The organism is Mesorhizobium sp. WSM4842 (assembly GCF_055901575.1).
Map to the genome: position 1 here is coordinate 2,736,364 of NZ_CM148372.1, position 22,009 is coordinate 2,758,372.

Genomic DNA, 22,009 nt, shown 5'->3' on the forward strand with positions numbered 1-22,009 from the left:
TGCCGATGGCCCACGTGGTCCTCAAAGATCTCGTCAAGTCCTATGGCAGCTTCAAAGCTGTCAACCACGTGTCGCTGACGGTCAATGACGGCGAGTTCGTTGCGCTCGTCGGCCCTTCAGGCTGCGGCAAGACAACCACGCTCAATCTCGTCGCGGGGCTGATCCCGATTACATCGGGTGACATCGTCATCGGCGACCGGGTGGTCAACGACCTCGACCCCAAGGACCGGGACATCGCAATGGTGTTCCAGAACTACGCGCTCTATCCGCAGAAGTCGGTTTACAAGAATCTGGCGTTCCCGCTGCAGATGCGCAAGCTGCCTCGGGACGAGATCGACAAGAAGGTCAAGGAAGCGGCGCGAGTGCTCGACATGACGCACCTGCTCGAGCGCAAGCCGCGCGAACTTTCGGGCGGGCAGCAGCAGCGGGTGGCCCTGGGCCGTGCGCTTGTCCGCGACCCCGCCGTGTTCCTCATGGACGAGCCGCTCTCTAACCTCGACGCCAAACTGCGCGTGCAGATGCGGTCGGAGATCAAGCGCTTCCACCAAGACCTCAAGGCGACGATCATCTATGTGACGCACGACCAGCTCGAAGCCGTGACCATGGCCGACAAGATGGCGGTGATGAACGGCGGCTACCTGCAGCAATATGATTCACCGGCGCAGGTCTTTGCCCATCCCGTCAACATGTTCGTCGCCAGCTTCATAGGCAGCCCGGCGATGAGCCTTATTCCCCTGCAGGCATCGACGGCAAACGGCAACTCTGTGTTGACCGGCGCGGAGGGCTGGAGCTTTGAACTCTCGCCGCGCAACGCCCAGAAGGTCGCAAGGGCAACGACCAGGAAAGTCGTGCTCGGCGCACGTCACTCGACGATCAAGCTGCACAACAGCGCGGTCCCCGGTGCCATTCCGGCCAAGGCCTACACGGTGGAGCCGACCGGAGACGTCACCTTCGTGCAGGCGTTCCTGTCCGGCGCCATCGTCAACGTCAGCGTGCCGCCGAACATTGCCGTCGCGCCCGATGAACAGATCTGGCTCGAGTTCGACCAGGAGCGGATGCATCTGTTCGACGGCGAAACCGAAATGGCCCTCAAGGCCAACTGAGACAGGGCGCCAACTGAGACAGGGCGGATGCGTTTGAAACGTGGGCGTGGATGACTGAGAAGCTTAAGATCACCGCGATCAAGCCCTATCCAGTGTGGGTAGGAACGCGCAACCAGATGCTCGTCAAGGTCGAGACCGACCAGGGCATCTTCGGCTGGGGCGAGAGCGGCTTGAGTGGTCGCGAGAGGGCCGTGGCCGGCGCGGTCGAGCACTATCGCGAGTTTCTCATCGGCCGCGACCCGATGCAGATTGGTCGGATCTGGCAGGAGGTTTATCGCAGCCAGTATTTTGAGGGCGGGCGAGTTCTGCAGGCGGCGATTTCCGCCATCGACATCGCCCTTCACGACATCAAGGGCAAAGCGCTGGGGGTGCCGGTCTACGAGCTGCTAGGCGGCAAGCAGCGCGACCGCATTCCCACCTTCGCCTCGACCGGGGACGAGGCCGAAGGCGATGTTGCCATCGAACGAGCCCGCGAACTACGCGCACAGGGGTGGCAGGCGATCCGCTTCTTCCCCGTCGGGCAAAACAGCAGGGACATCTTCGAGCCGCGCGAGTCGATCGGCGCTACCGCGAGTATGCTAAACAAGGCGCGCGAGGCACTGGGCGACGACGTTGTCCTCGGCATCGACTATCATCATCGGTTGTCGGTGGCCGAGGCGGCGAGCTTCTGCAACAAGCTCGGCCGCGGCGTGCTTGATTTCCTCGAGGAGCCGATACGGGACGAGACACCGGAGGCCTACGAATCCCTGCGTACGATGACCGACATCCCCTTTGCCATCGGCGAGGAATTTGCCAGCAAGTGGCAGTTCCTGCCCTACATCGAGCGCGGTATCCATCAGTTCAACCGGCTCGATGTTTGCAATGTCGGTGGGCTCACCGAGGCGATGAAAGTCGCTGGCTGGAGCGAGGCGCACTATGTGGATCTGATGCCGCACAATCCCCTTGGTCCGGTGTGCACGGCCGCGACCGTGCATCTCGCCGCAGCGGTAGCCAACTTCACGTGGCTCGAGACCAGGGAACCCGAAACAAAGCTGGGCTTCGACAATTCCGACTTCTTCCCCGTGCAACCACGGCTCGACGGGACCAACTATCCGGTCGGCGATCTGCCGGGGCTCGGCGTCGAGGTCAACGAGGAGGCGGTCCAGGCGCAGAGTTTGCGTTTCTGGGAAGCGCCTCACCTTAAGCGCCGCGACGGTTCTGTGACGAACTGGTAGTTCCCTTTCAACCGGAGTCCATAATGACGCATATTTCCGACATCACGCGGCCGCCTAAAGACCTGATCGACGCGCTCCGGGAGATCGGCGCCGCGACGGTTGCCGGCACGCTTGGCCACATGGGCTTCCGCAATCCGCATATGGTCGGACCGGTGGCGCAGAACCACGGGAAGTCGATCGTCGGGCCGGCGCTGACGCTGCAGTTCATGCCGCAGCGGCCGGACCTCTTCACCGAGGGAGAATATGCCGATCCGAAGACGCAACTGCACCGGCACGTGCTCTATCACGCGCAGGAGGGCGATGTGGTCGTGGTCGACGCGCGCGGCGACATGAGTTCGGGCGTCTTCGGCGATATGATGTCGACCTATTTCAAAGGCAGGGGCGGCGCCGGCATCGTCATCGATGGATGCATGCGCGACCGGCCCAATGTTGAAAAGCTCGATCTGCCCCTATGGCTGCGCGGCTGGACGCCAAATTATCATGTGCAAACCAGCATCTATCCCAATGCCGTCAACGTTCCGATTGCCTGCGGCGGTGTCACGGTGATCCCCGGCGACATCATCGTCGCCGACGACGACGGGGTGGTGGTGCTTCCCGTCGCAATGGCCGCAAAGGTGATCGAAGAATCACAGAAGCATCACGATTGGGAGGAGTTCTCGCGAGTGAAGCTCATGGAGGGTGCGCCGTTGCAACGCTATTATCCGCTGCATGACGATGCCCGCGGGGAGTACGAGGAGTGGCGCAAAACAAACCGCGTAAAGAACCCAAGTTAGCGCATGGATTACCCTGCGGCGGGCAGCAGACCTTCTGGCGGTATCGCCGGCGTCTACGCGAAAAGTGGGGAGTCGAATCGCTGCCTTGGCGTAAAGGAGGACAGCCGCCGCTAAACGAAACACGCCTAGGCGGCCGAGCAGCAATGCGCCTCTGAGCAGTGGTTCCACCCAGCCATTCAGTGCATCTTCCAAATCGTTGGCACCAAGACTTAGCCGCCGATTAGGTCGGTCATGGTTTCGATGACCTTTCCGGCCGCCGCTCCCGTCGCCGAACGGTCATTGACCAGGATCGACGTGCGAAACGGAATGTCGAGCTCGATTTCCTTCAGCACGAGCCCGAACTCGGAATAGAAGCTTGCCGTGAACGGATCGACGACAGCAAGGGATTGGCCGCCCCTGACCAGCGCGCAAGCGAGGAAGGACTGGAAGATATCGGCGACGGTGTTGGCGGCGGTTGCTTCGAGCAGCTTCGCGCCGTCTCGATTGCGCCGGAAATAGAGCTCGCCCAGGGAAACGAAAGCATAGCGCGCAAAATCCTCGAGCCGGACCTGGTCGCGACCGGCAAGCGGATGGCGTTCGTCCATCACACACACGCTGTTGCGTTCGAAGGTGGCGACGCAGGTCGTGTCGAGAAAGGAGACGCCGGCGTCCACCACGCCAACGTCGGTCAGGCGCGAGGCGACGGACGACACGATTTCCGTCGAGCTGCGCACCGCTATCGTCGTCCTGGCTTCGGGAAAACGCGTCCTCAATTGCTGGATCGCCGCCGGCACGATCTTGAAGGACATCGCCGCGAGCGTTCCGATGCGCACGACGCCGCGTTTCAGCTCGCGGATTTCCTGCGCCGCCATGATCAGGTTGCGCGCGCCGTGAAAAGTCTTGCTGACCTCGCCATAGAACAGCAGACCCTGCTCGGTGGGGACGAGCCGGCCATGCGAACGGTCGAACAGGCTGAGGCCGGTGTCGATCTCCAGTTCCTGCAGAAGGCGGCTGACGCTCGGCTGCGACACGCTGAGTGCGGTCGCTGCACCCGACACCGAGCCGGCCACCATCGTCGCCTCGAAGGCCTCCAACTGGCGAACGCTAAGTCCCGAAAAGCGCATCTTCCTTCTCCCGGTATAGGATTAGCACATACCGAACGAAAATCTTGATCTTTGATTCCGCTGCGTTTTGGGCCCTAGCTGTGCGCCTGGCAGGAACGAGTGGAGCCGTCGTGAAGCGAGCCAACTTCATCTTCATCTGTGCCGATCAACTGCGCTACGACGCGCTTTCGGCCACCGGTAATCGCGTCGCCCACACAAGTAACATCGACCGGATCGGGGCGCGTGGCGCGACGTTCCACAGGCACTTCACCCCGAACCAGATCTGTTCGCCGAGCCGGGCGACCATGGCGACGGGCCTCTATCCGCGTCATCACGGACTTTGGCGCAACGGGGTGGCGTTCGACGAGCGGCTTCCCAATCTCTGGCAGGCGCTCTCGCGAGCTGGATATGTCACCATGGGCATCGGCAAGCTCCACTTCCAACCACTGCTGGCGGCCGCCGAGCGTGAGATGCCGGAATCGCTGGCCTATTGGGCCAAGCCCGGCAGCGAAAGTTGGCGAGGTCCCTATTTCGGCTTCGACGCCGTCGAGCTCGTCATGGGCGAAGCCAACGAATCCACCCGCGCCGGACACTATGCCGCCTGGCTGCGGCGGAACCATCCCGAAGTGGTGGACCTCTATGAGCCCGAAGCCAGCCCCGCAAGCCGGGCGGAGGATCTGAAGGAAGTCTGGAAGAGCGCGGTACCGCCGGAGTTGCACTACACCAGCTGGATCGCGGACCGGGCCGTCGACTTCATCAAGCACCAGAGCAAACGGCCAGAGCCGTTCGGCCTATTCGTCTCCTTTCCGGACCCGCACCACCCCTTCGCGCCACCCAGGCCCTATTGCGACCTATTCCGGCCCGAGCGAATGCCAAGGCCAACCATCCGCGCTGGCGAGCTTGAGCGCATGCCGGCTTATCTTGGCGAAAGCGATGACCCGAAGAAGGATCCGTACATCGCCAGCGGCGAGCAGCCGCGCGAACAGGGTTTCCTGCTGCGCACCGACGATATTTCCGCGCAGACACTGGCCATTGCGATCGCCCACACGCATGGCATGGTGCAGATGATCGACGATGCCGTCGGGCGGTTGCTGGAGGCGTTGGCCGCCACCGGCGTGCTTGAAGACACCTATCTGCTGTTTACCTCCGATCACGGCGAACTGCTCGGCGACCATGGCCTGCTGCGCAAGGGACCGCCGCCCTACCGACAATTGCTGCAGGTGCCGCTGGTGCTGTGCGGGCCCGGAATCCGCCCGGGAACCAGCCTGGGTGCCCTCACCAGCCATATCGACCTGTTTGCAACGGTGGCATCGCTGCTTGGCCTGCCGGCGCCGGCAACCGACGGCATCGACCTCAAGCCGCTGATCGAAGGGCGAGCCACCGCGATACGGGATTTCCTGTTCGCCGAATACCATCCCCGCCGGGACGCTTGCCTCTACAACCAGTCGGTCATTACCAAAGACTGGCGGTTCACCCGCTATCCCAACGAACCCGCATGGGGCGAGCTCTTCGACCTCAGCCGGGATCCCTGGGAGCACTGGAATCTGTTTTCCGAGAGCGAGTTCAGCAGCCAGGCGCACAGGTTGAACTCGATCCTCGATCAAGGGCTGCCCCCACAACCGCTGATACCGACCGAAGTCGTTGGCGCCTACTGACAACCATAGGGGAATGAAATGCACGACAAGATCGCTTCCTTAATCCAGGGCGGCATGGATCGTCGCCTTTTCCTCAAGGCCGCGGCCGCGACGGCGATCGCATCGGCGTTTCCTCGGGCGGGCCTCGCCGAAACGCCACGCAAGGGCGGAGTGCTGCGCCTCGGACTCAATGGCGGCAGTTCCGCCGACACGCTCGACCCAACGCAGTTAATCGGCACCTTTTCCATCAACGTCTCGCGGCAGGTCTACAACACGCTGGTCGAGATCAGCGATGACGGCAGGCCCGCGCCGGAGTTGGCGGCGAGTTGGGAAGCCAGCGACGGCCACAAGCGCTGGATCATCAATCTCAGGCCCGGCGTGCAGTTCCACAACGGCAAGGCGTTCGATGCCGAGGACGTCAAATATTCGCTCGGGCTGCATATTGGCGACAAGACGAAGTCGAAGGCCAAGGGCCTGGTCGCCGACATTTCGGAAGTGCGGGCCACCTCGCCGACGCAGGTCGAGATCGTGCTCAAGTCGCCCAATCCGGACATGGACTATGTGCTGTCGGACCTGCACTTCGCCATTGTTCCTTCGGGCTTCACCGACTGGTCGAAGCCTGTCGGCACCGGCCCGTTCAAGCTGACGGTCTTTCAACCCGGCGTTCGGGCGACTGCTGCGCGCAACGAGGCCTATTGGAGAAACGATCGCGGCCATGTCGACACCGTCGAGACGATCGTGATCAACGACCTGACGGCCCGCGTCTCGGCGCTGCAGGGCGGCTCGGTCCATGTCATCAACGGCGTTGACTACAAGATCGCTCCACTGCTGAAGAAGGATCCGCGCTCCTATCTGGTGGTCACCGAGGGAAAGCAGCATTTCTCACTCCCCATGGACGCCACCAAGGAGCCATTCAACAAACCTGACGTCGTTCTGGCGCTGAAGCATGCGATCGACCGCGAACAGATGGTCAAGCTGCTGATGGCTGGTTACGGACGCGTTGGCAACGACCATCCGATCGCCGCCAGCGATCCGAACTTCAACCCGAACATAGCGCAGCGTGCCTTCGATCCGGACAAGGCCCGCTTCCATCTCAAGAAGGCAGGCAAAAGCGATCTCACGCTTGAGCTGCACGCCGCCCCGGTGGCGTTCGAACAGGCCGTCAACACGGCTGAACTTTTCGCGCAATCGGCGAAGGCTGCCGGCATTACCATCAACGTCAAGCGCGAGCCCGATGACGGATACTGGAGCGAGGTGTGGATGAAGCAGGCCTGGGTCGCGTCCTTCTGGGCCGGGCGACCGTCGGCAAGCATGATGTTCTCGTCGGTCTATGCTTCGGGCGCGCCGTGGAACGAGACGCATTGGAAGAACGAGAGCTTCGACCGCAAGCTCGCCGAGTCGCGTTCGATCGCCGATCCGGCAAAGCGCCGCGAGGTCTATTTCGAGCTGCAGCAGATGATTCACGACGACTGCCCAACCATCATCCCGGCCTTCGCCAGTTGGATCGATGCGGCGCGCCAGGAAGTAAAGGGTTTCGTGCCCAATCCCAACTTCCTGCTTTGCGACCATCGCGTGGCCGAGCGCGTTTGGCTGAGCGCTTGAGTGTTGCCAGTCCCTGTCGCTCGGAGACCGCCGTGGGGCGGCTAGCCAATCCATGCACGAAAGTCCGCTAAGGGGCAGATCGAGACAAAGTCTGCGCTGGGCTGAATGGCCGCTGTCGCTCTTCGGCGGCAAAAAGCTGCCGGTCCGCGCGCGCTTCATCAACGGGCAGGTCGTTCGCGTCGATGGCGGTTTCACCATCTTCCCGGGTTAAATCGCGGCCGTTCACACTGGCTGCCAGAAGGGAACGGCTTCCCCATCGAGTGCGGCACAAAGCCGGGGCGCGCCTTGAGGCTAGATACGACGTTGTGGGTCTAGACCTCTCCGCCGCCATGCTCGAGATTGCCGCCGCCAAGCACTGCGAGCGGCCCGAAGTGGCAGAGCACGTTCGGTTGCTCGAAGGAGGAACTTCGATCTGGCGCAGCGCTTCGCGCTCGTCCTCATCCCGGCGAGCGAAAGCCAAGGGCGGCGGAAATACGATGGGCGGCCCGGGCTACCATGTCGCCCAGTTCGCTTATGCGCTCTTCCGGCAACCGGTTTTCCGGGGCAGCGATGTTCAGCGCCGCGATTATCTTACCCGGCGCCACGAACACCGGTGCGGTGATCGAAATCAGATCGTCGTTGATCTCGCCGCAACTGACGAAAAACTTCGCCTTGCGGATTTGCTCGAGCCCGCCCCTAAGAAGCCGAGGATCGGTCACAGTTTTCTTGGTGAAGCGCTTCAACGGGCCGGAAAGAATGGCCTCGCGCTCCTCATCATCCACGCTGGCGTACCCCTATCCGCAACCGCCGATGGGCTATCCCTGGCAGATGCAGCCGCCGCCGCCCGGCTATCCCTATCCACCGGCCAAGACGCCCCATGCCGGGCCTTACCCGCAGCAGCAGCCGGTCTATCCCGAGCCTCGTCGGACAAGGCAAATCAGGCTTCGGTGGCCGCCGGACAGCAAGCCTCCATTGAGGAAATCCGAGCCAGCTTGCGCGAATTCCGCGAAGCGGTTCGCGAACTCACCGAAAGCCGATCGCGGCGCTATTTCTGAGCGCCGAATAGAATAAAAGCCATCGGTTTCGAGTTAGCGGCATAAGACGGCGCTTTGACGGGATTGCCCGGTCGGGTTTTCGTGAAAATGCCGCCCGAAGTAGAACAATGTTGAGGGTGGTTCATGGCCGAGTTGATTGACGGAAAGAGCGTCGCCGAAGACGTGGTGCAGCGCGTCAAGGCCTTGACGATCGAACTGATGGAAAAGCGCGCGCACAAGCCCGGTCTTGCCGTGGTCATCGTCGGCGAGGATCCGGCGAGCCAGGTTTATGTCGCCTCCAAATCCCGCACCGCCAAGGAATGCGGCTTTCATTCGGTCCAGCACACGCTGCCGGCCGAGATCTCCGAACAGGAGCTGCTTGATATAATCGGCGAACTCAACGCCGATCCGGCCATCAATGGCATACTGGTGCAGCTTCCGCTGCCTGGCCATGTCGACGCGGGCAAGGTCATCCAGGCAATAGCGCCGCAAAAGGATGTCGACGGCTTCCACTTCATCAATGTCGGCAAGCTCGGCACCGGCGAATTGGAGACGGCGTTCGTGCCTTGTACGCCGGCCGGCTCGATGCTGCTGATCGAGCGTGTGCGCGGCAAGGATCTTTCCGGGCTCAATGCGGTGGTCGTCGGCCGCTCCAACATTGTCGGCAAACCGATGGCCAATCTTCTGCTTGCCGCCAACTGCACCGTCACCATCGCGCATAGCCGCACGAAGGACTTGGCTGCACTGGCGCGCACCGCCGACATTCTCGTTGCCGCTGTCGGCAGACCCGAAATGGTCAGGGGTGACTGGGTCAAATCAGGCGCCACCGTCATCGACGTCGGCATCAACCGCATCGCGGCACCCGAAAAGGGCGAAGGCAAGACCCGCCTCGTCGGTGACGTCGCCTATGCGGAAGCGGCGAAGACGGCCGGCGCCATTACGCCGGTGCCTGGCGGCGTCGGACCGATGACCATTGCCATGCTGATGGCCAACACGCTAGCTTCCGCCTATCTCGCGGCCGGATTGAAACGGCCGTCTTTCTGAACCTGGAAAGCCCAAAGCTTTGCCGAACCTCACTGTTCCCTCAGAGCGGCTGGTCACGAACGATCCCGTTCAAGGCGGCCGGCAGTTCGGGTTCCTGCTGGTCGACAAGTTTTCCATGTTCTCGCTGGCCGCCGCAATCGACACGTTCCGATCGGCGAACCGGCTGCTCGGCCACGACTTCTATGGCTGGACGACGGTGTCGGCCGACGGCGATGCCGTCATGGCCTCCAACGGCCTGCCGCTCAAGATCGACTACGCTGTCGCCGATCTGCCGCCGGTCGATATCCTTTTCGTCTCGGTCGGGCTGACGACGGAGTTTCCCGGCAAGAGCAAGGTGCTGGCGGCGCTGCGCAGCTGGGGCAGGCGCGGCAACGCGCTCGGCGCACTGTCGGTCGGCTCCTATCTGCTCGCCGAGGCAGGCCAGCTCGAAGGCTATCGCTGCACCATCCACTGGGAAAACCGCGCCGGCTTCGTCGAGCGGTTTCCCGACATCAACTGCACCGGCAATGTCTTCGAGATCGACCGCAAGCGCTACACCTGCGCCGGCGGCACCACCTCGATCGACCTGATGCTGGAGATCGTGCGCGGCGATTTCGGCTCGAGCCTCGCCAACGGCGTCGCCAACCAGTTCCAGCACGAGCGCATCCGCTCTGCCGGAGACCGCCAGCGCGTCGGTCCTGAGCGCGACCTGACCGGCAAATCGGAAAAGTTGCGCCGCATCGTCGAGCTGATGGCCGATCATCTCGACGAGCCGCTGTCGGCGGTGCAGCTCGCCAAGTCGGCCGGCCTGTCGGTGCGTCAGGTCGAGCGGCTGTTCCTGCGTCACCTCACGGTGACGCCCGGCCGCTATTACATGCGGCTTAGGCTCGAGCGGGCGCGCGAATTGCTGCGCCAGACCAACATGCCGATCCTCGACGTGGCGATCGCCACCGGCTTCACCTCACACTCCTATTTTGCCCAGAGCTATCGGCTGCAGTTCGGCCGGCCGCCTTCCGAAGAGCGTCGCACGACGTACTGAGTGGTTTGGCTCAAGAGTTGTGGCCAACCTTCCCACGCCCGGCGTCCGGGCTTGTGTCCTGACGCGGCGTCAAATAGCTTCGCCCCCCTGACTGGCAAAGACTGACTGGGGGGATTTTCATGGCGGGACTTGCACGGAGCATCGCTGCGGCGATCCTCCTGTTGTGGATGACGACGCTCGGCCTTGCTGCCGACCAGGTCATCCTCATTCTCGATGCTTCCGGTTCGATGTGGGCGCAGATCGACGGCAGGCCCAAGCTCGAAATCGCCCGCGAATCGCTGCGAACGGTGTTGCAGTCGGTCCCCGCCGATAGGGAAATCGGCTTCATGGCCTATGGCCATCGCGAGAAGGGCAGTTGCGAGGATATCGAGCTCATCGTGCCGCCGCAGGCCGGCTCGGCAGCTGCTGTTTCCGCTGCCGCCGACAGCCTGAAATTCCTCGGCAAGACGCCGCTGACATCAGCCGTAAGCCAAGCGGCCGAGGCGCTGAAATACACCGAGGACAAGGCCACCGTCATCCTGATCACCGACGGGCTCGAGACCTGCAATGGCGATCCGTGTGCGCTCGGCAAGGAACTGAAGGCTGCCGGCGTCGACTTCACCGTAGACGTAGTCGGCTTCGGTCTGAGCGCGGACGAGGGCAGGCAGGTTGCTTGCCTCGCCGACAACACCGGCGGCAGATACATCCAGGCGTCCGACGAGCAAGCGCTGCGGGACGCGCTGGTCGAAACCATCGCCGCCGCACCTGCACCCGAATCAGCCCCTGCGCCGTAGCCGGCTCCCGAGCCGGAAAAGTCCAACTTCATGCCGGCCGTGGTGTTCGCCGAGGGCGGCGATCCCGTCACCGACGGCAATTCCTGGGAGATCTACAAGGCAAAGTCCGACGGCACGCGCGGCGACTACGTCAGCACCGAATACGGGGCCTACAAAGGCAATCTGGAGCCGGGCGACTACATAATTGTCGCACGCTATGGCGAGGCCAGGACCGAACAGAAGATAACGGTCGAGGCGGGCCAGGTCTACAAACCCCTCCTTACGCTGAATGCCGGCACGCTCATCATTCATCCGCGGCCAAGTGAGGGAGCCGACGTGGCCGATGGTGCGGCTGTCGTGATCGCCTATCCGGGCGTCGATACGCCCGCGACCTATTATGGCGACACCAAGGTCGTGTTGCCGGCCGGCGACCAGAAAGTGACGGTCAGGATCGGGCAGGGCGAGGTCACCGAAACCATCCCGCTCACTGCCGGCAAGGTCGTCGACAAGGATATCATCGTCGGCGTCGGCCATGTCGTTGCCAACGCCTACTACACTGCCGGCGGCGACAAGGCCGACGGCTCGGGCATTGGCTTCAAGGTGTTCAAGGCAAAAAAGAAGATCGACGGAACGAGGCAAGAGGTGGCTCATGCCTATGGCCCCGACAGCAAGTTCGATCTGCCGCCCGATGATTATGTGCTGACGGCGACGGTCGACCTTGCCGTCGTCGCGCAGCCGTTCAGCGTCAAGGAGGGTGAGCATCAGGATCTGAAGATCGCCATCGATGCCGGCGTGCTGGCGATCACCGCGCCAGGGGCTTCGAAGATCGAGATTTTCGATCCGAAGAAGGACATCAACGGCAACCGCAAATCGCTCGGCTACGCCTATGACGAGAAATATCAGGCGGCGCTTCCGGCCGGCGACTACGCGGTCGTCTCGGAGAGGTTGGACAACAGCTCGAAGGAAAGCACGGTGACCATCAAGGCCGGCGAGCGAGCCGAACTAACGGTGCAGTAGGGACGCAGGAGCGGCCACGAGCCGCCTTTTTCACTGCAGTGCGAATTCCGCCACGTTGTTTCCGAATGCGCTGGCGCCGTGGTCGGCACGGCCAACCATTTGCCGGAAGCCCGCGAAAAGCTCGCGGCCGAAGCCGAATTCATTGGCGACAAGATCGCTGTCCGCCGCTCGCCGCAGCGCGAAATCGCCTGCCGGCACCAGCACTTCCAGCGTTCCGGCGTCGGCGTCGAGCCTGATGATGTCGCCTTCATGGATCCTGGCGATCGGCCCGTCCTCGACCGCCTCCGGCGTCACATGGATCGCCGCCGGCACTTTGCCGCTGGCGCCCGACATGCGCCCGTCGGTGACCAGTGCCACATGCTGGCCGCGATCCTGCAGCACGCCGAGCACGGTGGTCAGCTTGTGCAACTCCGGCATGCCGTTAGCTTTCGGCCCCTGGAAACGGATGACGGCGATGAAATCGCCGGTCAATGTGCCTGCCTTGAACGCCTCGTTGAGCCCTTGCTGGCTGTCGAAAACCTTTGCCGGCGCCTCGATGATGCGCCGCTCCGGTTTCACCGCCGAGGTCTTGATGACGGCGTGGCCGAGATTGCCGGAAAGCATTTTTAGCCCGCCGGTCGGCTGGAACGCCTTCTTGAACGGCGCCAGCACCTTCTCGTCGCCGCTTTCGCGGGGCGAGGCCTCGCGCAACACGCCGCCATCGGCGCCCAGCTTGGCCTCGACTGCATAAGGCCGCAGCCCTTCGCCCCAGACCGTCTGGACGTCCTCGTGCAGGATACCTTCGTCGAGCAGTTCGCGGATCAGGAAGCCGAGCCCGCCGGCCGCATGGAAATGGTTCACGTCGGCAAGGCCGTTCGGATAGACCCGCGCCAGCAACGGCACGGCTTCCGAAAGGTCCGAAATATCCTGCCAGCTAATGGCGATGCCGGCCGCGGCCGCCATGGCGATCAGATGGATGGTGTGATTGGTCGATCCGCCGGTGGCGTGCAGGCCGACGATGCCGTTGACGAACGAGCGCTCGTCGATCATCCGGCCGACCGGCGTGTAGGCGTTGCCGAGCGCGGTGATCGCCAGCGCCCGCTTCGTCGCCTCCCTGGTAAGCGCGTCGCGCAGCGGCGTGCCGGGGTTGACGAAGGAGGCGCCCGGAGTGTGCAGGCCCATGATCTCCATCAGCATCTGGTTGGAATTCGCCGTGCCGTAGAAGGTGCAGGTTCCCGGCCCGTGATAGGATTTGGACTCGGCCTCGAGCAGTTCGGCCCTTCCTGCCTTGCCTTCGGCATAGAGCTGGCGGACCTTGGCCTTCTCGTCGTTGGGCAGGCCGGTCGTCATTGGCCCGGCCGGGATGAACACCGCCGGCAGATGGCCGAAGGTCAGCGCCGCGATCACCAGCCCCGGCACGATCTTATCGCAGACGCCGAGATAGACGGCCGCGTCGAACATGTTGTGCGATAGGCCGATCGCCGCGGCCATGGCGATCACGTCGCGCGAGAACAGCGACAGCTCCATGCCGGGCTGGCCTTGCGTGACGCCGTCGCACATTGCCGGCACGCCGCCGGCGACCTGGGCAATGCCGCCGGCCTCGCGCGCCGCGTCCTTGATCAGCGCCGGAAATGTCTCGAAAGGCTGATGTGCCGACAGCATGTCGTTATAGGAGGTGATGATGCCGAGGTTCGGCACCCGGTCGCCGCCCAGCGCCAACTTTTCCGAAGGGCTGCACACGGCAAAGCCATGGGCGAGGTTGCCGCAGGAAAGCACGGCCCGGTTGGCGGTGCGGTTCGAGGCCTCGGCGATGCGGCCGAGATAGGCCTCGCGCCCCGGTCTGGAGCGTTGGCGGATGCGCTCGGTGATGGCTTCGATGTCGCGTCTTGCGGTCATGGCGATCGGTCCTTTCAGGCGAGGTCCCGCAAACACCGTCCGGCGATCTGCCGGGACCCCTCGGCAAGTTGAAATCAGGGTGCCCAGAAAACCTCTACGGGTCTCTCGGCGGCGTCGAGCACGGCGCGAATGGGTTTTCGCGATTGCGATGCCATCGCGCTTTCGAATGCCTTGCGCTTGTCCTCGCCCTCGATGTGCAGCGCGACGAAGCCGGCGCTGACGATCCGCGCCAGCGACAGCGTCAGGCGCGGCTCGCCGGCGCTTGCCGCGTGAACCGGGAGCACAACCCTTTCCGAGAACGGGTCGAGCAGTTTTTCCAGATTGTCGGCATCCGGAAAGAACGATGCGGTATGGCCATCGGCTCCCATGCCAAGCACGACCACATCGAGCGGCCAGGGCAGCGACCGCAACATCCTGCTGTCGGCCTCCAACGTATCGCCGATGCTTGCTGCCTCCTGATAGAGCGGCACGAAACGTGCGGCTGCGGCCGCGTTCTGCAAAAGATTGGCAGCGACCAGCCCGGCGTTGGAGCGCGGAGAGGAGGCCGGCACGCAACGCTCGTCGACCAGCGTCACCGTGACCTTGTTCCAGACGATCGGGATATTCGAAAGCGATGCGAAAAATTTCGCCGGCGTCGTGCCGCCGGAAACGGCGAGCAATGCCGTGCCGCGCTCAGCGATTGCATTGGTCAGGCGGCCTGCGACGTGGCCGGCAAGTGCTGCCGCCAGGTCCTGGCGTTCGGCAAACGCGTGCCAGCTATACGCGGCGCTGTTCAATTGCTCTCGTGCCATGTCCGCCCGTCGCGTTCGATCAGCGCAATCGAAGCCGAGGGGCCCCATGTGCCGGCCGTATAGCCCTGCGCCTCTTGCCTGGCGCTTTCCCATGCGTCCTGGATCGGGTCGATCCACTTCCACGCTGCCTCGACCTCGTCGCGGCGCATGAACAGCGTCTGGTTGCCACGGATGACGTCCATGATCAGTCGCTCATAGGCGTCGGGCGCGCGGCCGTCGAAGGATTGCGCGAAGCTCATGTCAAGCGGGATCTGGCGCAGCCGCATGCCGCCGGGCCCCGGATCCTTGATCATGATGAACTGCTTGACGCCTTCGTCGGGCTGCAGCCTGATGACCAGCTGGTTTGCCGAGATCGGCCCGGCGCTGTCGCCGAAGATCGAATGCGGGATCGGCTTGAATTCGATGACGATCTCCGAAACGCGTGTCGCCAGCCGTTTGCCCGTTCTGAGGTAGAACGGCACGCCCGCCCAGCGCCAGTTGCCGATTTCGGCCTTGAGCGCAACGAAGGTCTCAGTGTTGCTGTTCTTGCCGAGCTCCTCGACATAACCTTTCACTGGCCCGCCGGCCGAGGCCCCGGCACGGTACTGGCCGCGTACTGTGTGCTTGGGGGCTTCGTTGCCGTTAATGCGTTTCAGCGCGCGCAACACCTTTAGTTTTTCGTCGCGCACCGCATCGGCGTCCATCGACGACGGCGCCTCCATCGCGACGAGGCAGAGAAGCTGCAGCATGTGGTTCTGCACCATGTCGCGCAGCGCACCGGCCTTGTCGTAGTAGGTGACGCGGTCTTCGAGACCGACGGTCTCGGCTACGGTGATCTGCACATGGTCGACATTCGCGGAATTCCACAGCGGCTCGTAGAGCGCATTGGCAAAGCGCAGCGCCATCAGGTTCTGCACCGTCTCCTTGCCGAGATAGTGATCTATGCGAAAAATCTGGCTTTCATGGAAATCGTCGCCGACCAGATCGTTGAGCTCGCGCGCCGAGGCGAGATCGCGCCCGATCGGCTTCTCCAGCACGATGCGCGAGTTCGGCGTGATCAGCCCGTTCTCTTTCAGCTTGTGCGAGATTTCGCCGAACAGCGCCGGCGCCACCGCCAGGTAGAAGGCGCGGATGCATTCGCTGTCGCCGATCGCCTTCTTCAATTTGTCGAAGCCCGCGCCGGTCGTCGCGTCGGCCGAGACATAGGAAAGCCGGCCAAGAAACGTCTTCAACTCCGTGGCGTCGATATCGGCCGGCTTCACATGGTCGGAAATCGCTTGCCTGGCGAACGCCTGGAATTCCTCGTCGGTCATCTTCGAGCGCGAGGTGCCGATGATGCGCGTCGGTTCGGAAAACTGATGGCCGCGCTGGCGGTGATACAGCGACGGCAAAAGCTTGCGTTCCGAAAGATCGCCGGTGCCGCCGAAAATGATGAAGTCGAAAGGGTCGACGGGAATGATCTGGCTGGTCATGGTCTGTCCGCTTTGACGCCGGTCGCTGTGACGCGGTCGATATAATCTAATCGATTTAGATTTTCCAGTGTCACGACGCCACACCCCAAGGCCAATCGGGTTTTACCGATTGGTCCCGAGGTGTGCCCTTGACACTGGCGCAACCCGGCGGCTTGTCGGCAACGTGTTCCGGGAGGCCTTCGCAGTTGCAGCATAGAGCGGGATCGAGGCGAAAGCCAAAGGAGAAATCGAGGGTATATTGATCTTTCGGCAGCCATTGCCGGCGGCTGCCCGAGCGATCGTCTTCAATCATGAGTGAGAAAGCCATGCGCCTGGAAAACAAAGTAGCCATTATCACCGGTGCCGCGTCAGGTTTCGGCGAGGGTATCGCCAAGCGCTTTGCCGAAGAGGGCGCCAAGGTCGTTGTCGCCGACCTCAACGCCAGGGGCGCCGAACGCGTCGCCAACGAAATCGGCCGGGCTGCGATCTGGACCCAGACGGACGTCTCGACGCGTTCCGAGTTCGACGAGATGGTCGATGCCGCAAAGAGTGCCTTCGGCCGCATCGATATCATGGTCAACAATGCCGGCTACACCCATCGCAACGGCGATATGCTCGAGGTCGACGAGACGACCTTCGATCTGATCACGGCCGTCAACATGAAGGCGATCTATCACGCCGCTCTGGCGGTCGTGCCGGTCATGGATAGGCAAGGCGGCGGCGTTATCCTGACCACGGCCTCGACCGCCGGCATCAGGCCGCGGCCTGGCCTCACCTGGTACAATGCGTCGAAGGGCTGGGCGATCACCGCGACCAAATCCATGGCGGTGGAACTTGCGCCGAAGAACATCCGCGTCAACTGCCTGTGTCCGGTCGCCGGCGAGACCGGCATGCTGGAAAAATTCATGGGCGCCGACACACCCGAAATCCGTGAGAAATTCCGCGCGTCTATCCCGCTTGGCCGGCTTTCGACGCCGCTCGACATAGCCAACGCGGCGCTCTGGCTGGCTTCGGACGAGGCGGCTTTCATCACTGGCGTGGCGCTGGAAGTCGACGGTGGACGGTGCATCTGAGCCGTCCGGCGCTGTCGGGTTCAAGTTTGACTTGATCGCTCTTCGCACCCGGCGGCTGATTGCGTCAGCCAAATGAGCCGTGGGCAACGTCAAAGAATGGGCTGACCGGCCCCTAAAGCGCGTCGCCTTTGAATGGACTCATGCGACGCGTTTTAGGTTCTTGTTTTTATGCATGTCGTTGTCGCAAAACCGCTGCAGCACCTTCAAGCCCGAGGGCATGCTTTTGCGCGACATGCATTAGGCGCCGGTCTTGACGAAGCTCTTGTAGATCCAGCCGCGTTTGCCGTTGTAGACGATCTGGCACCATTTCTTGCAGCCCATCACCTGAACCGAGGTCTTGGCGGGAATGGTGACGATGGCGGGCGCACTGTTCTTCGGACCGGTGCGCATGGTGACGCCCCTGAGGATGCGTCCGGTATCTGCCGCGCTCGGCTGCTTGGCCTCGACTTTGGCCTGGGTGGCATCCTTCTGTGTCGCCGCCGGCTCTTCCGGCTTCGGGGAGGGAATGGCGGCGGTTTGCGCACCGTCCGTCGCCGTCTTGTTGGGAGCGGCGACTTTGGCAAGCAATGCTGCCACTTTGGTTTTCGCTGCCGGATCGGCGAGTGCCGACGCGGCGGACGGTTTGTCTGCCGTTTTTTCAGCCTGGCCTGCCATCTGGCCGGGTGTGGTCTTCGGTCCCGATCCTGTCCAGCGAGGATCATTGGGCGCCAGCGCCGCTATCTCGGCCTTCGCTGCAGCCATCGCCGGAGAAACCGCATCGGTCTTGCCCGTGCCCTGCTGCACCGCGGCGACCTTCGAGGCCGCAGCCGGCACGATCCTTGATGTTTTTACCGGAATGCTTGAAACGATCTGCTCGGGACTCGCAACCACTTGTCTCTCGGTGGCCGGCAATGCCAGCCATAGCGCCACCGCGGCGACGCCAAGCAGCGCTGCTGTGCCAAACGCGGCGATAACCAGATGCAGGTTCGACCGGATTTGCCGCCAGAACCTGGGCTGCATGTCGTAGCCAAACTGCATCGCAAAGCGCCGCCGTTTCGGCGCGCCGAAACTCAAGGGCTCACTCACTCTTGCAACCTCCATTTGCGGGCCGACGTTCTTACGACCTGTGCCGGGAAAACCGGCACTTGGTCGGCATCGGTCCCAAACCAACGCGGGCAGGCCCGCAAAATCCCCGTTCAACTGCCCTGAGCGCGCATCCTTTGCCGGCGATTGTGTCATCACTGCGCCCTTACCGGGCGGATTCTGTACCTTTGCGAGAGATTCTGCAACTTGCAAGGGATTTTGCAACCTATGGTTAGATACGGTCTCTCAATGCATACCAGTTGAGCGCAAGAAACAGCAGAGGCGCGCGGAAGCGCCGGCCACCGGGAAAGGCCGGGATTTTCAGGTCCTCGATCAGCCTCAGCCGGTCGCGGTTGCCGGCAACGGTTTCGGCATAGAGCTTGCCGAAAAAGTTCGACAGCATGACGCCGTGGCCGGAATAGCCGCCGACCGAGATCACATTGGGCATCACCTCGCGCACGAACGGTTTTCTCGGCATCGTGATGCCGACATAGCCGCCCCAGCCATGGGTGATCTCGACGTCCTTCAGCGCTGGGTAAAGCTCGGCGATCTGCCGGCGGATGTGGACATGGATGTCTTTCGGATCGTTGACGGCATAGATCTCGCGCCCGCCGAACAGCAGCCGCCCATCCGTCGATTTGCGGAAGTAGCGCACGACGAAGCGGGAATCATCGACCGCCTCACCGCCCGGCAGCACGTTTGTGTCAGCCCCCAGTGGCACCGTCGCGCCGATGAAGGAGCCGATCGGCATGATATGCGCGGCACTGATCGGCTCGAGCGTGCCGCCATGGGCGTTGACGCCGATCAGACATTTCTCGGCTGATATCGTGCCCTTCGGCGTCGTAACCCTGACCCTGCCGCCAACGGACGCGATGCCGGTCGCCGGCGTCTGCTCGAACAGCTGCGCGCCAGCCTGCGCCGCCACCTTTGCCGTGCCGATCACCAGTTTCAGCGGATGGATGTGCCCGGTGCCGGTATCGCGGGTGCCGCCGAAGTAGCGCGTCGAGCCCAACCGCTCCGCCGTCTCCTTGGCGTCCATGAAGGTGATATGCGGATAGCCGAAGCGGTTCGCCATGATCTCGGCATGCGCCTTGTAATCCTCGACATAGCGCTGCTTGTGCGCCACCGACATCTGGCCGGGCATGTAGTCGATCTCGATCTTGTTGGCAGCGGCGAACTCGAGGAGATGCGCCTTGGCCTCTTCGGCGAGGTCGAACAGCGCCTTGGCACGGGAAAAGCCGTAGTCGGCCTCCAGTTCCTCGGCCCAGGCGCGCTGGCCGGTGCCGAGCTGGCCGCCATTGCGGCCCGATGCGCCGTCGCCGAAACGATGCGCTTCGATCAGCGCGACATTGCAGCCGGCCTTGGCGAGGTGCGCCGCCGCCGACAGGCCGGTAAAGCCGCCGCCGACGATCACGATGTCGCATGTCCGGTCGCCGTCGAGCGCCGGGTATTCGGGCCGCGGCCCGGCCGTGTCCTCATACCAGGAACGGCCGGGGGAGATTGGGGATTGGTAGGGCATGATGCTCAAGTAGGGGAGTAGGGGAGTAGGGGAGTAGGGGAGTAAGGGAATAGGGGAATAGGGGAATAGGGGAGGGGAGATGCTAGTCGGCTGAAAGGTTGCGGATTAGAAGTCGAAGAAGCTTTCCTACACTTTCGGTGCTCGCCAACAATGGCGCCGCGGTGGCATTCGGTGTGATGCCGGTACGCTCAGCGATCAGAAGCTGAGTTTCCAGTTCCTTCAGTGACCCTTGAGCGATACGGAGGAATTGCTGATAGGAACCCCTGACCTCTCTGCCATAGCCTTCCGCTATGTTCGCCGGCACCGAGCTTGCGGCGCGCCGCACTTGGCTGGTCAGTCCATAAAGCTCCTCCTTCGGCCAGGATTTCGTCGCGCCGTACACAGCCACCGCAAGGTCCATTGCCTGCTGCCAGACTATTAAGTCCTTGTAAGAACCCGTTTTCTCAGCCATTCGCCCTACTCCCCTACTCCCCTACTCCCCTACTCCCCTACTCCCTCCTACACATTCAACAACAGATACTCCCGCTCCCACGGGCTGATCACTTCCATGAAGGTCTCGAATTCCGCCCGCTTGATCGCCGCATAGGTCGCGGCAAACGACTTGCCGAGCAGCGCGCAGAGTTCCTCGTCGGCTTCGAACAGGTCGACGGCTTCGAGCAGGCTGCGCGGCAGGTCGATCTCTGCCTCGTTGGCGGTGGTGAGAACCGGCGGTTCGGCCTTGATCTTGTTGGTCATGCCGATGAGCCCGCAGGCAAGCGATGCGGCCAGCGCCAGATAGGGATTGGCGTCGGATGAGGGGATGCGGTTCTCGACGCGCCTGGCTGCCGGGTCGGAGCGTGGAACGCGGAAGGCGGTAGTGCGATTGTCGTAGCCCCATTTGTTGTTGACCGGCGCCGAAGCCGACTGCGTCAGCCGGCGATAGGAATTGACATAGGGCGCAAACATCACCAGCGCGTTCGGCACATGTTTTTGCATGCCGCCGAGGAAATGGAAGAAGGCTTCGGTTTCCGAGCCGTCCTCGGCGGAAAAGACGTTCTTGCCGGTCTTCTTGTCGATGATCGACTGGTGGATATGCATGGCCGACCCGGGCTGCCCCTGGATCGGCTTGGCCATGAAGGTGGCGTAGATCTCATGCTTCAGCGCCGCCTCGCGGATGGTCCGCTTGAACATGAACACCTGGTCGGCGAGTTCGATCGGATCGCCATGGCGCAGATTGATCTCGAGCTGGCCGGCGCCTTCCTCGTGGATCAGCGTATCGATCTCCAGGCCCTGGCTTTCGGAGAAATGGTAGATGTCGTCGATCAGTTCGTCGAACTCGTTGACGCCGGCGATCGAATAACCGGCGCCACCGCCGATCGCCCGTCCCGAACGCCCGACCGGCGGCGTCAGCGGGTAGTCCGGATCGGGATTCTTGCGCACCAGGTAGAACTCGATCTCGGGCGCCACCACCGGCTTCAGCCCGCGCTTGTCGTAAGCGGCAAGCACACGCTTCAGCACGTTGCGCGGCGTGAACTCGACCGAGCGGCCGTCCTGGTGGACGAGGTCGCAGATGACCGCCGCCGTCGGGTCCTCTTCCCACGGCACCACGGTCAGCGTCGACAGGTCCGGCATCAGCTTGAGGTCGCCGTCGTCCTCCGGATAGTGGAAGCCGTTGCCGTCTTCCGGGTAGCCGCCGGAGATCGTCGTCATGAACACCGCCGAAGGCAGCGCCAGTGAGGTGTTGGAGGTGAATTTCTTCGACGGCATCATCTTGCCGCGAGCAACACCGGCCTGGTCGGGTGTGATGCATTCGATATCCTCGATGCCGCGCCACGCCAGCCAGGCGCCGACTTCCTTCCAGTTTTTCACACCACGTTGATTTTTCACGAAGGCAGGCGTGCGGATACGTCCTCCGCGGCTCGACGGGCGGACTTCCTTTTTTGCAGGCGGCATCATTCACCAGATTGGGTTGCGGATTTGGGAGTATAGCCGGGGCCGGCGATGGAAGGGAAGGGGAGCGCGGTTGCG

Annotated in this window: 17 protein-coding genes and 1 pseudogene; 9 read left to right on the forward strand and 9 right to left on the reverse strand. The window is 62.8% G+C overall.

Features of this window, described 5'->3' with window-relative positions; all coding sequences use genetic code 11:
- Nucleotides 1–5: 5 nt before the first annotated feature.
- The 3 genes from AC0NIE_RS13310 to AC0NIE_RS13320 are packed head-to-tail and all read left to right on the forward strand — an operon-like array spanning nt 6 to nt 3,090.
- Nucleotides 6–1,103 carry an ABC transporter ATP-binding protein gene (locus AC0NIE_RS13310; protein WP_473487191.1) on the forward strand — a complete coding sequence of 366 codons (1,098 nt, stop codon included), beginning with the start codon at nt 6–8 and terminating at the stop codon, nt 1,101–1,103.
- 50 nt (nt 1,104–1,153) lie between these two features.
- The gene (locus tag AC0NIE_RS13315; RefSeq protein ID WP_473487190.1) at nt 1,154–2,317 is read left to right on the forward strand and encodes a mandelate racemase/muconate lactonizing enzyme family protein; all 1,164 of its coding nucleotides are present in this window, start codon (nt 1,154–1,156) and stop codon (nt 2,315–2,317) included.
- A gap of 23 nt (nt 2,318–2,340) precedes the next feature.
- Nucleotides 2,341–3,090 (forward strand): ribonuclease activity regulator RraA, encoded by a 750-nt coding sequence (locus tag AC0NIE_RS13320; protein ID WP_473487189.1) that lies wholly within the window; start codon nt 2,341–2,343, stop codon nt 3,088–3,090.
- Nucleotides 3,091–3,299: 209 nt separating this feature from the next.
- Here AC0NIE_RS13320 and AC0NIE_RS13325 read toward each other — a convergent pair whose 3' ends face one another.
- The gene (locus AC0NIE_RS13325) at nt 3,300–4,193 is read right to left on the reverse strand and encodes a LysR substrate-binding domain-containing protein (RefSeq protein ID WP_473487188.1); all 894 of its coding nucleotides are present in this window, start codon (nt 4,191–4,193) and stop codon (nt 3,300–3,302) included.
- Between the two features lie 110 nt (nt 4,194–4,303).
- On the opposite strand from AC0NIE_RS13325, the gene AC0NIE_RS13330 reads away from it, so the two are divergent.
- Both AC0NIE_RS13330 and AC0NIE_RS13335 read left to right on the forward strand, forming a co-directional pair.
- Nucleotides 4,304–5,827, forward strand: a complete 1,524-nt coding sequence (locus tag AC0NIE_RS13330) for a sulfatase family protein (protein WP_473487187.1) — start codon at nt 4,304–4,306, stop codon at nt 5,825–5,827.
- Between the two features lie 18 nt (nt 5,828–5,845).
- Nucleotides 5,846–7,408, forward strand: coding sequence for an ABC transporter substrate-binding protein (locus AC0NIE_RS13335; protein ID WP_473487186.1), 1,563 nt, complete (start codon nt 5,846–5,848; stop codon nt 7,406–7,408).
- A gap of 437 nt (nt 7,409–7,845) precedes the next feature.
- On the opposite strand, the gene AC0NIE_RS13340 is transcribed toward AC0NIE_RS13335, so the two are convergent.
- Nucleotides 7,846–8,169: an IclR family transcriptional regulator domain-containing protein gene (locus AC0NIE_RS13340; RefSeq protein WP_473487185.1), complete on the reverse strand. Its 324-nt coding sequence runs from the start codon at nt 8,167–8,169 to the stop codon at nt 7,846–7,848.
- 396 nt (nt 8,170–8,565) lie between these two features.
- Between AC0NIE_RS13340 and folD the strand changes: the two genes are divergently transcribed.
- The 3 genes and pseudogenes from folD to AC0NIE_RS13355 all read left to right on the forward strand — a co-directional run bounded on the left by folD (nt 8,566) and on the right by AC0NIE_RS13355 (nt 12,252).
- On the forward strand, nt 8,566–9,465 hold the full coding sequence (gene folD, locus AC0NIE_RS13345; protein ID WP_473487184.1) for a bifunctional methylenetetrahydrofolate dehydrogenase/methenyltetrahydrofolate cyclohydrolase FolD: 900 nt from the start codon (nt 8,566–8,568) through the stop codon (nt 9,463–9,465).
- A 19-nt stretch (nt 9,466–9,484) separates the two neighbouring features.
- Nucleotides 9,485–10,483, forward strand: coding sequence for a GlxA family transcriptional regulator (locus AC0NIE_RS13350; protein WP_473487183.1), 999 nt, complete (start codon nt 9,485–9,487; stop codon nt 10,481–10,483).
- 119 nt (nt 10,484–10,602) lie between these two features.
- Nucleotides 10,603–12,252 (forward strand): annotated as a pseudogene (locus AC0NIE_RS13355) (vWA domain-containing protein).
- Nucleotides 12,253–12,282: 30 nt separating this feature from the next.
- On the opposite strand, the gene edd reads toward AC0NIE_RS13355, so the two are convergent.
- The 3 genes from edd to zwf all read right to left on the reverse strand — a co-directional run bounded on the left by edd (nt 12,283) and on the right by zwf (nt 16,369).
- Nucleotides 12,283–14,127 (reverse strand): phosphogluconate dehydratase, encoded by a 1,845-nt coding sequence (edd, locus tag AC0NIE_RS13360; protein WP_473487182.1) that lies wholly within the window; start codon nt 14,125–14,127, stop codon nt 12,283–12,285.
- Nucleotides 14,128–14,201: 74 nt separating this feature from the next.
- Nucleotides 14,202–14,918, reverse strand: coding sequence for a 6-phosphogluconolactonase (gene pgl / locus AC0NIE_RS13365; protein WP_473487181.1), 717 nt, complete (start codon nt 14,916–14,918; stop codon nt 14,202–14,204).
- Nucleotides 14,900–16,369 carry a glucose-6-phosphate dehydrogenase gene (zwf, locus tag AC0NIE_RS13370; protein WP_473487180.1) on the reverse strand — a complete coding sequence of 490 codons (1,470 nt, stop codon included), beginning with the start codon at nt 16,367–16,369 and terminating at the stop codon, nt 14,900–14,902. Before zwf ends, pgl begins: the two co-directional genes overlap by 19 nt.
- 305 nt (nt 16,370–16,674) lie before the next feature.
- Between zwf and AC0NIE_RS13375 the strand changes: the two genes are divergently transcribed.
- Entirely contained in the window at nt 16,675–17,421 is a 747-nt protein-coding gene (locus tag AC0NIE_RS13375) for an SDR family oxidoreductase (protein WP_473487179.1), read from the forward strand.
- A 237-nt stretch (nt 17,422–17,658) separates the two neighbouring features.
- Here AC0NIE_RS13375 and AC0NIE_RS13380 read toward each other — a convergent pair whose 3' ends face one another.
- The 4 genes from AC0NIE_RS13380 to AC0NIE_RS13395 all read right to left on the reverse strand — a co-directional run bounded on the left by AC0NIE_RS13380 (nt 17,659) and on the right by AC0NIE_RS13395 (nt 21,937).
- The gene (locus AC0NIE_RS13380) at nt 17,659–18,486 is read right to left on the reverse strand and encodes an SH3 domain-containing protein (RefSeq protein ID WP_473487178.1); all 828 of its coding nucleotides are present in this window, start codon (nt 18,484–18,486) and stop codon (nt 17,659–17,661) included.
- A gap of 229 nt (nt 18,487–18,715) precedes the next feature.
- Nucleotides 18,716–20,002 (reverse strand): NAD(P)/FAD-dependent oxidoreductase, encoded by a 1,287-nt coding sequence (locus tag AC0NIE_RS13385; RefSeq protein WP_473487177.1) that lies wholly within the window; start codon nt 20,000–20,002, stop codon nt 18,716–18,718.
- 82 nt (nt 20,003–20,084) lie between these two features.
- Nucleotides 20,085–20,453 carry a four helix bundle protein gene (locus tag AC0NIE_RS13390; protein WP_473487176.1) on the reverse strand — a complete coding sequence of 123 codons (369 nt, stop codon included), beginning with the start codon at nt 20,451–20,453 and terminating at the stop codon, nt 20,085–20,087.
- Between the two features lie 47 nt (nt 20,454–20,500).
- A complete protein-coding gene (locus AC0NIE_RS13395) occupies nt 20,501–21,937 on the reverse strand; it encodes a glutamine synthetase family protein (RefSeq protein WP_165848439.1) in 1,437 nt (478 codons plus the stop codon).
- Between the last annotated feature and the right edge of the window lie 72 nt (nt 21,938–22,009).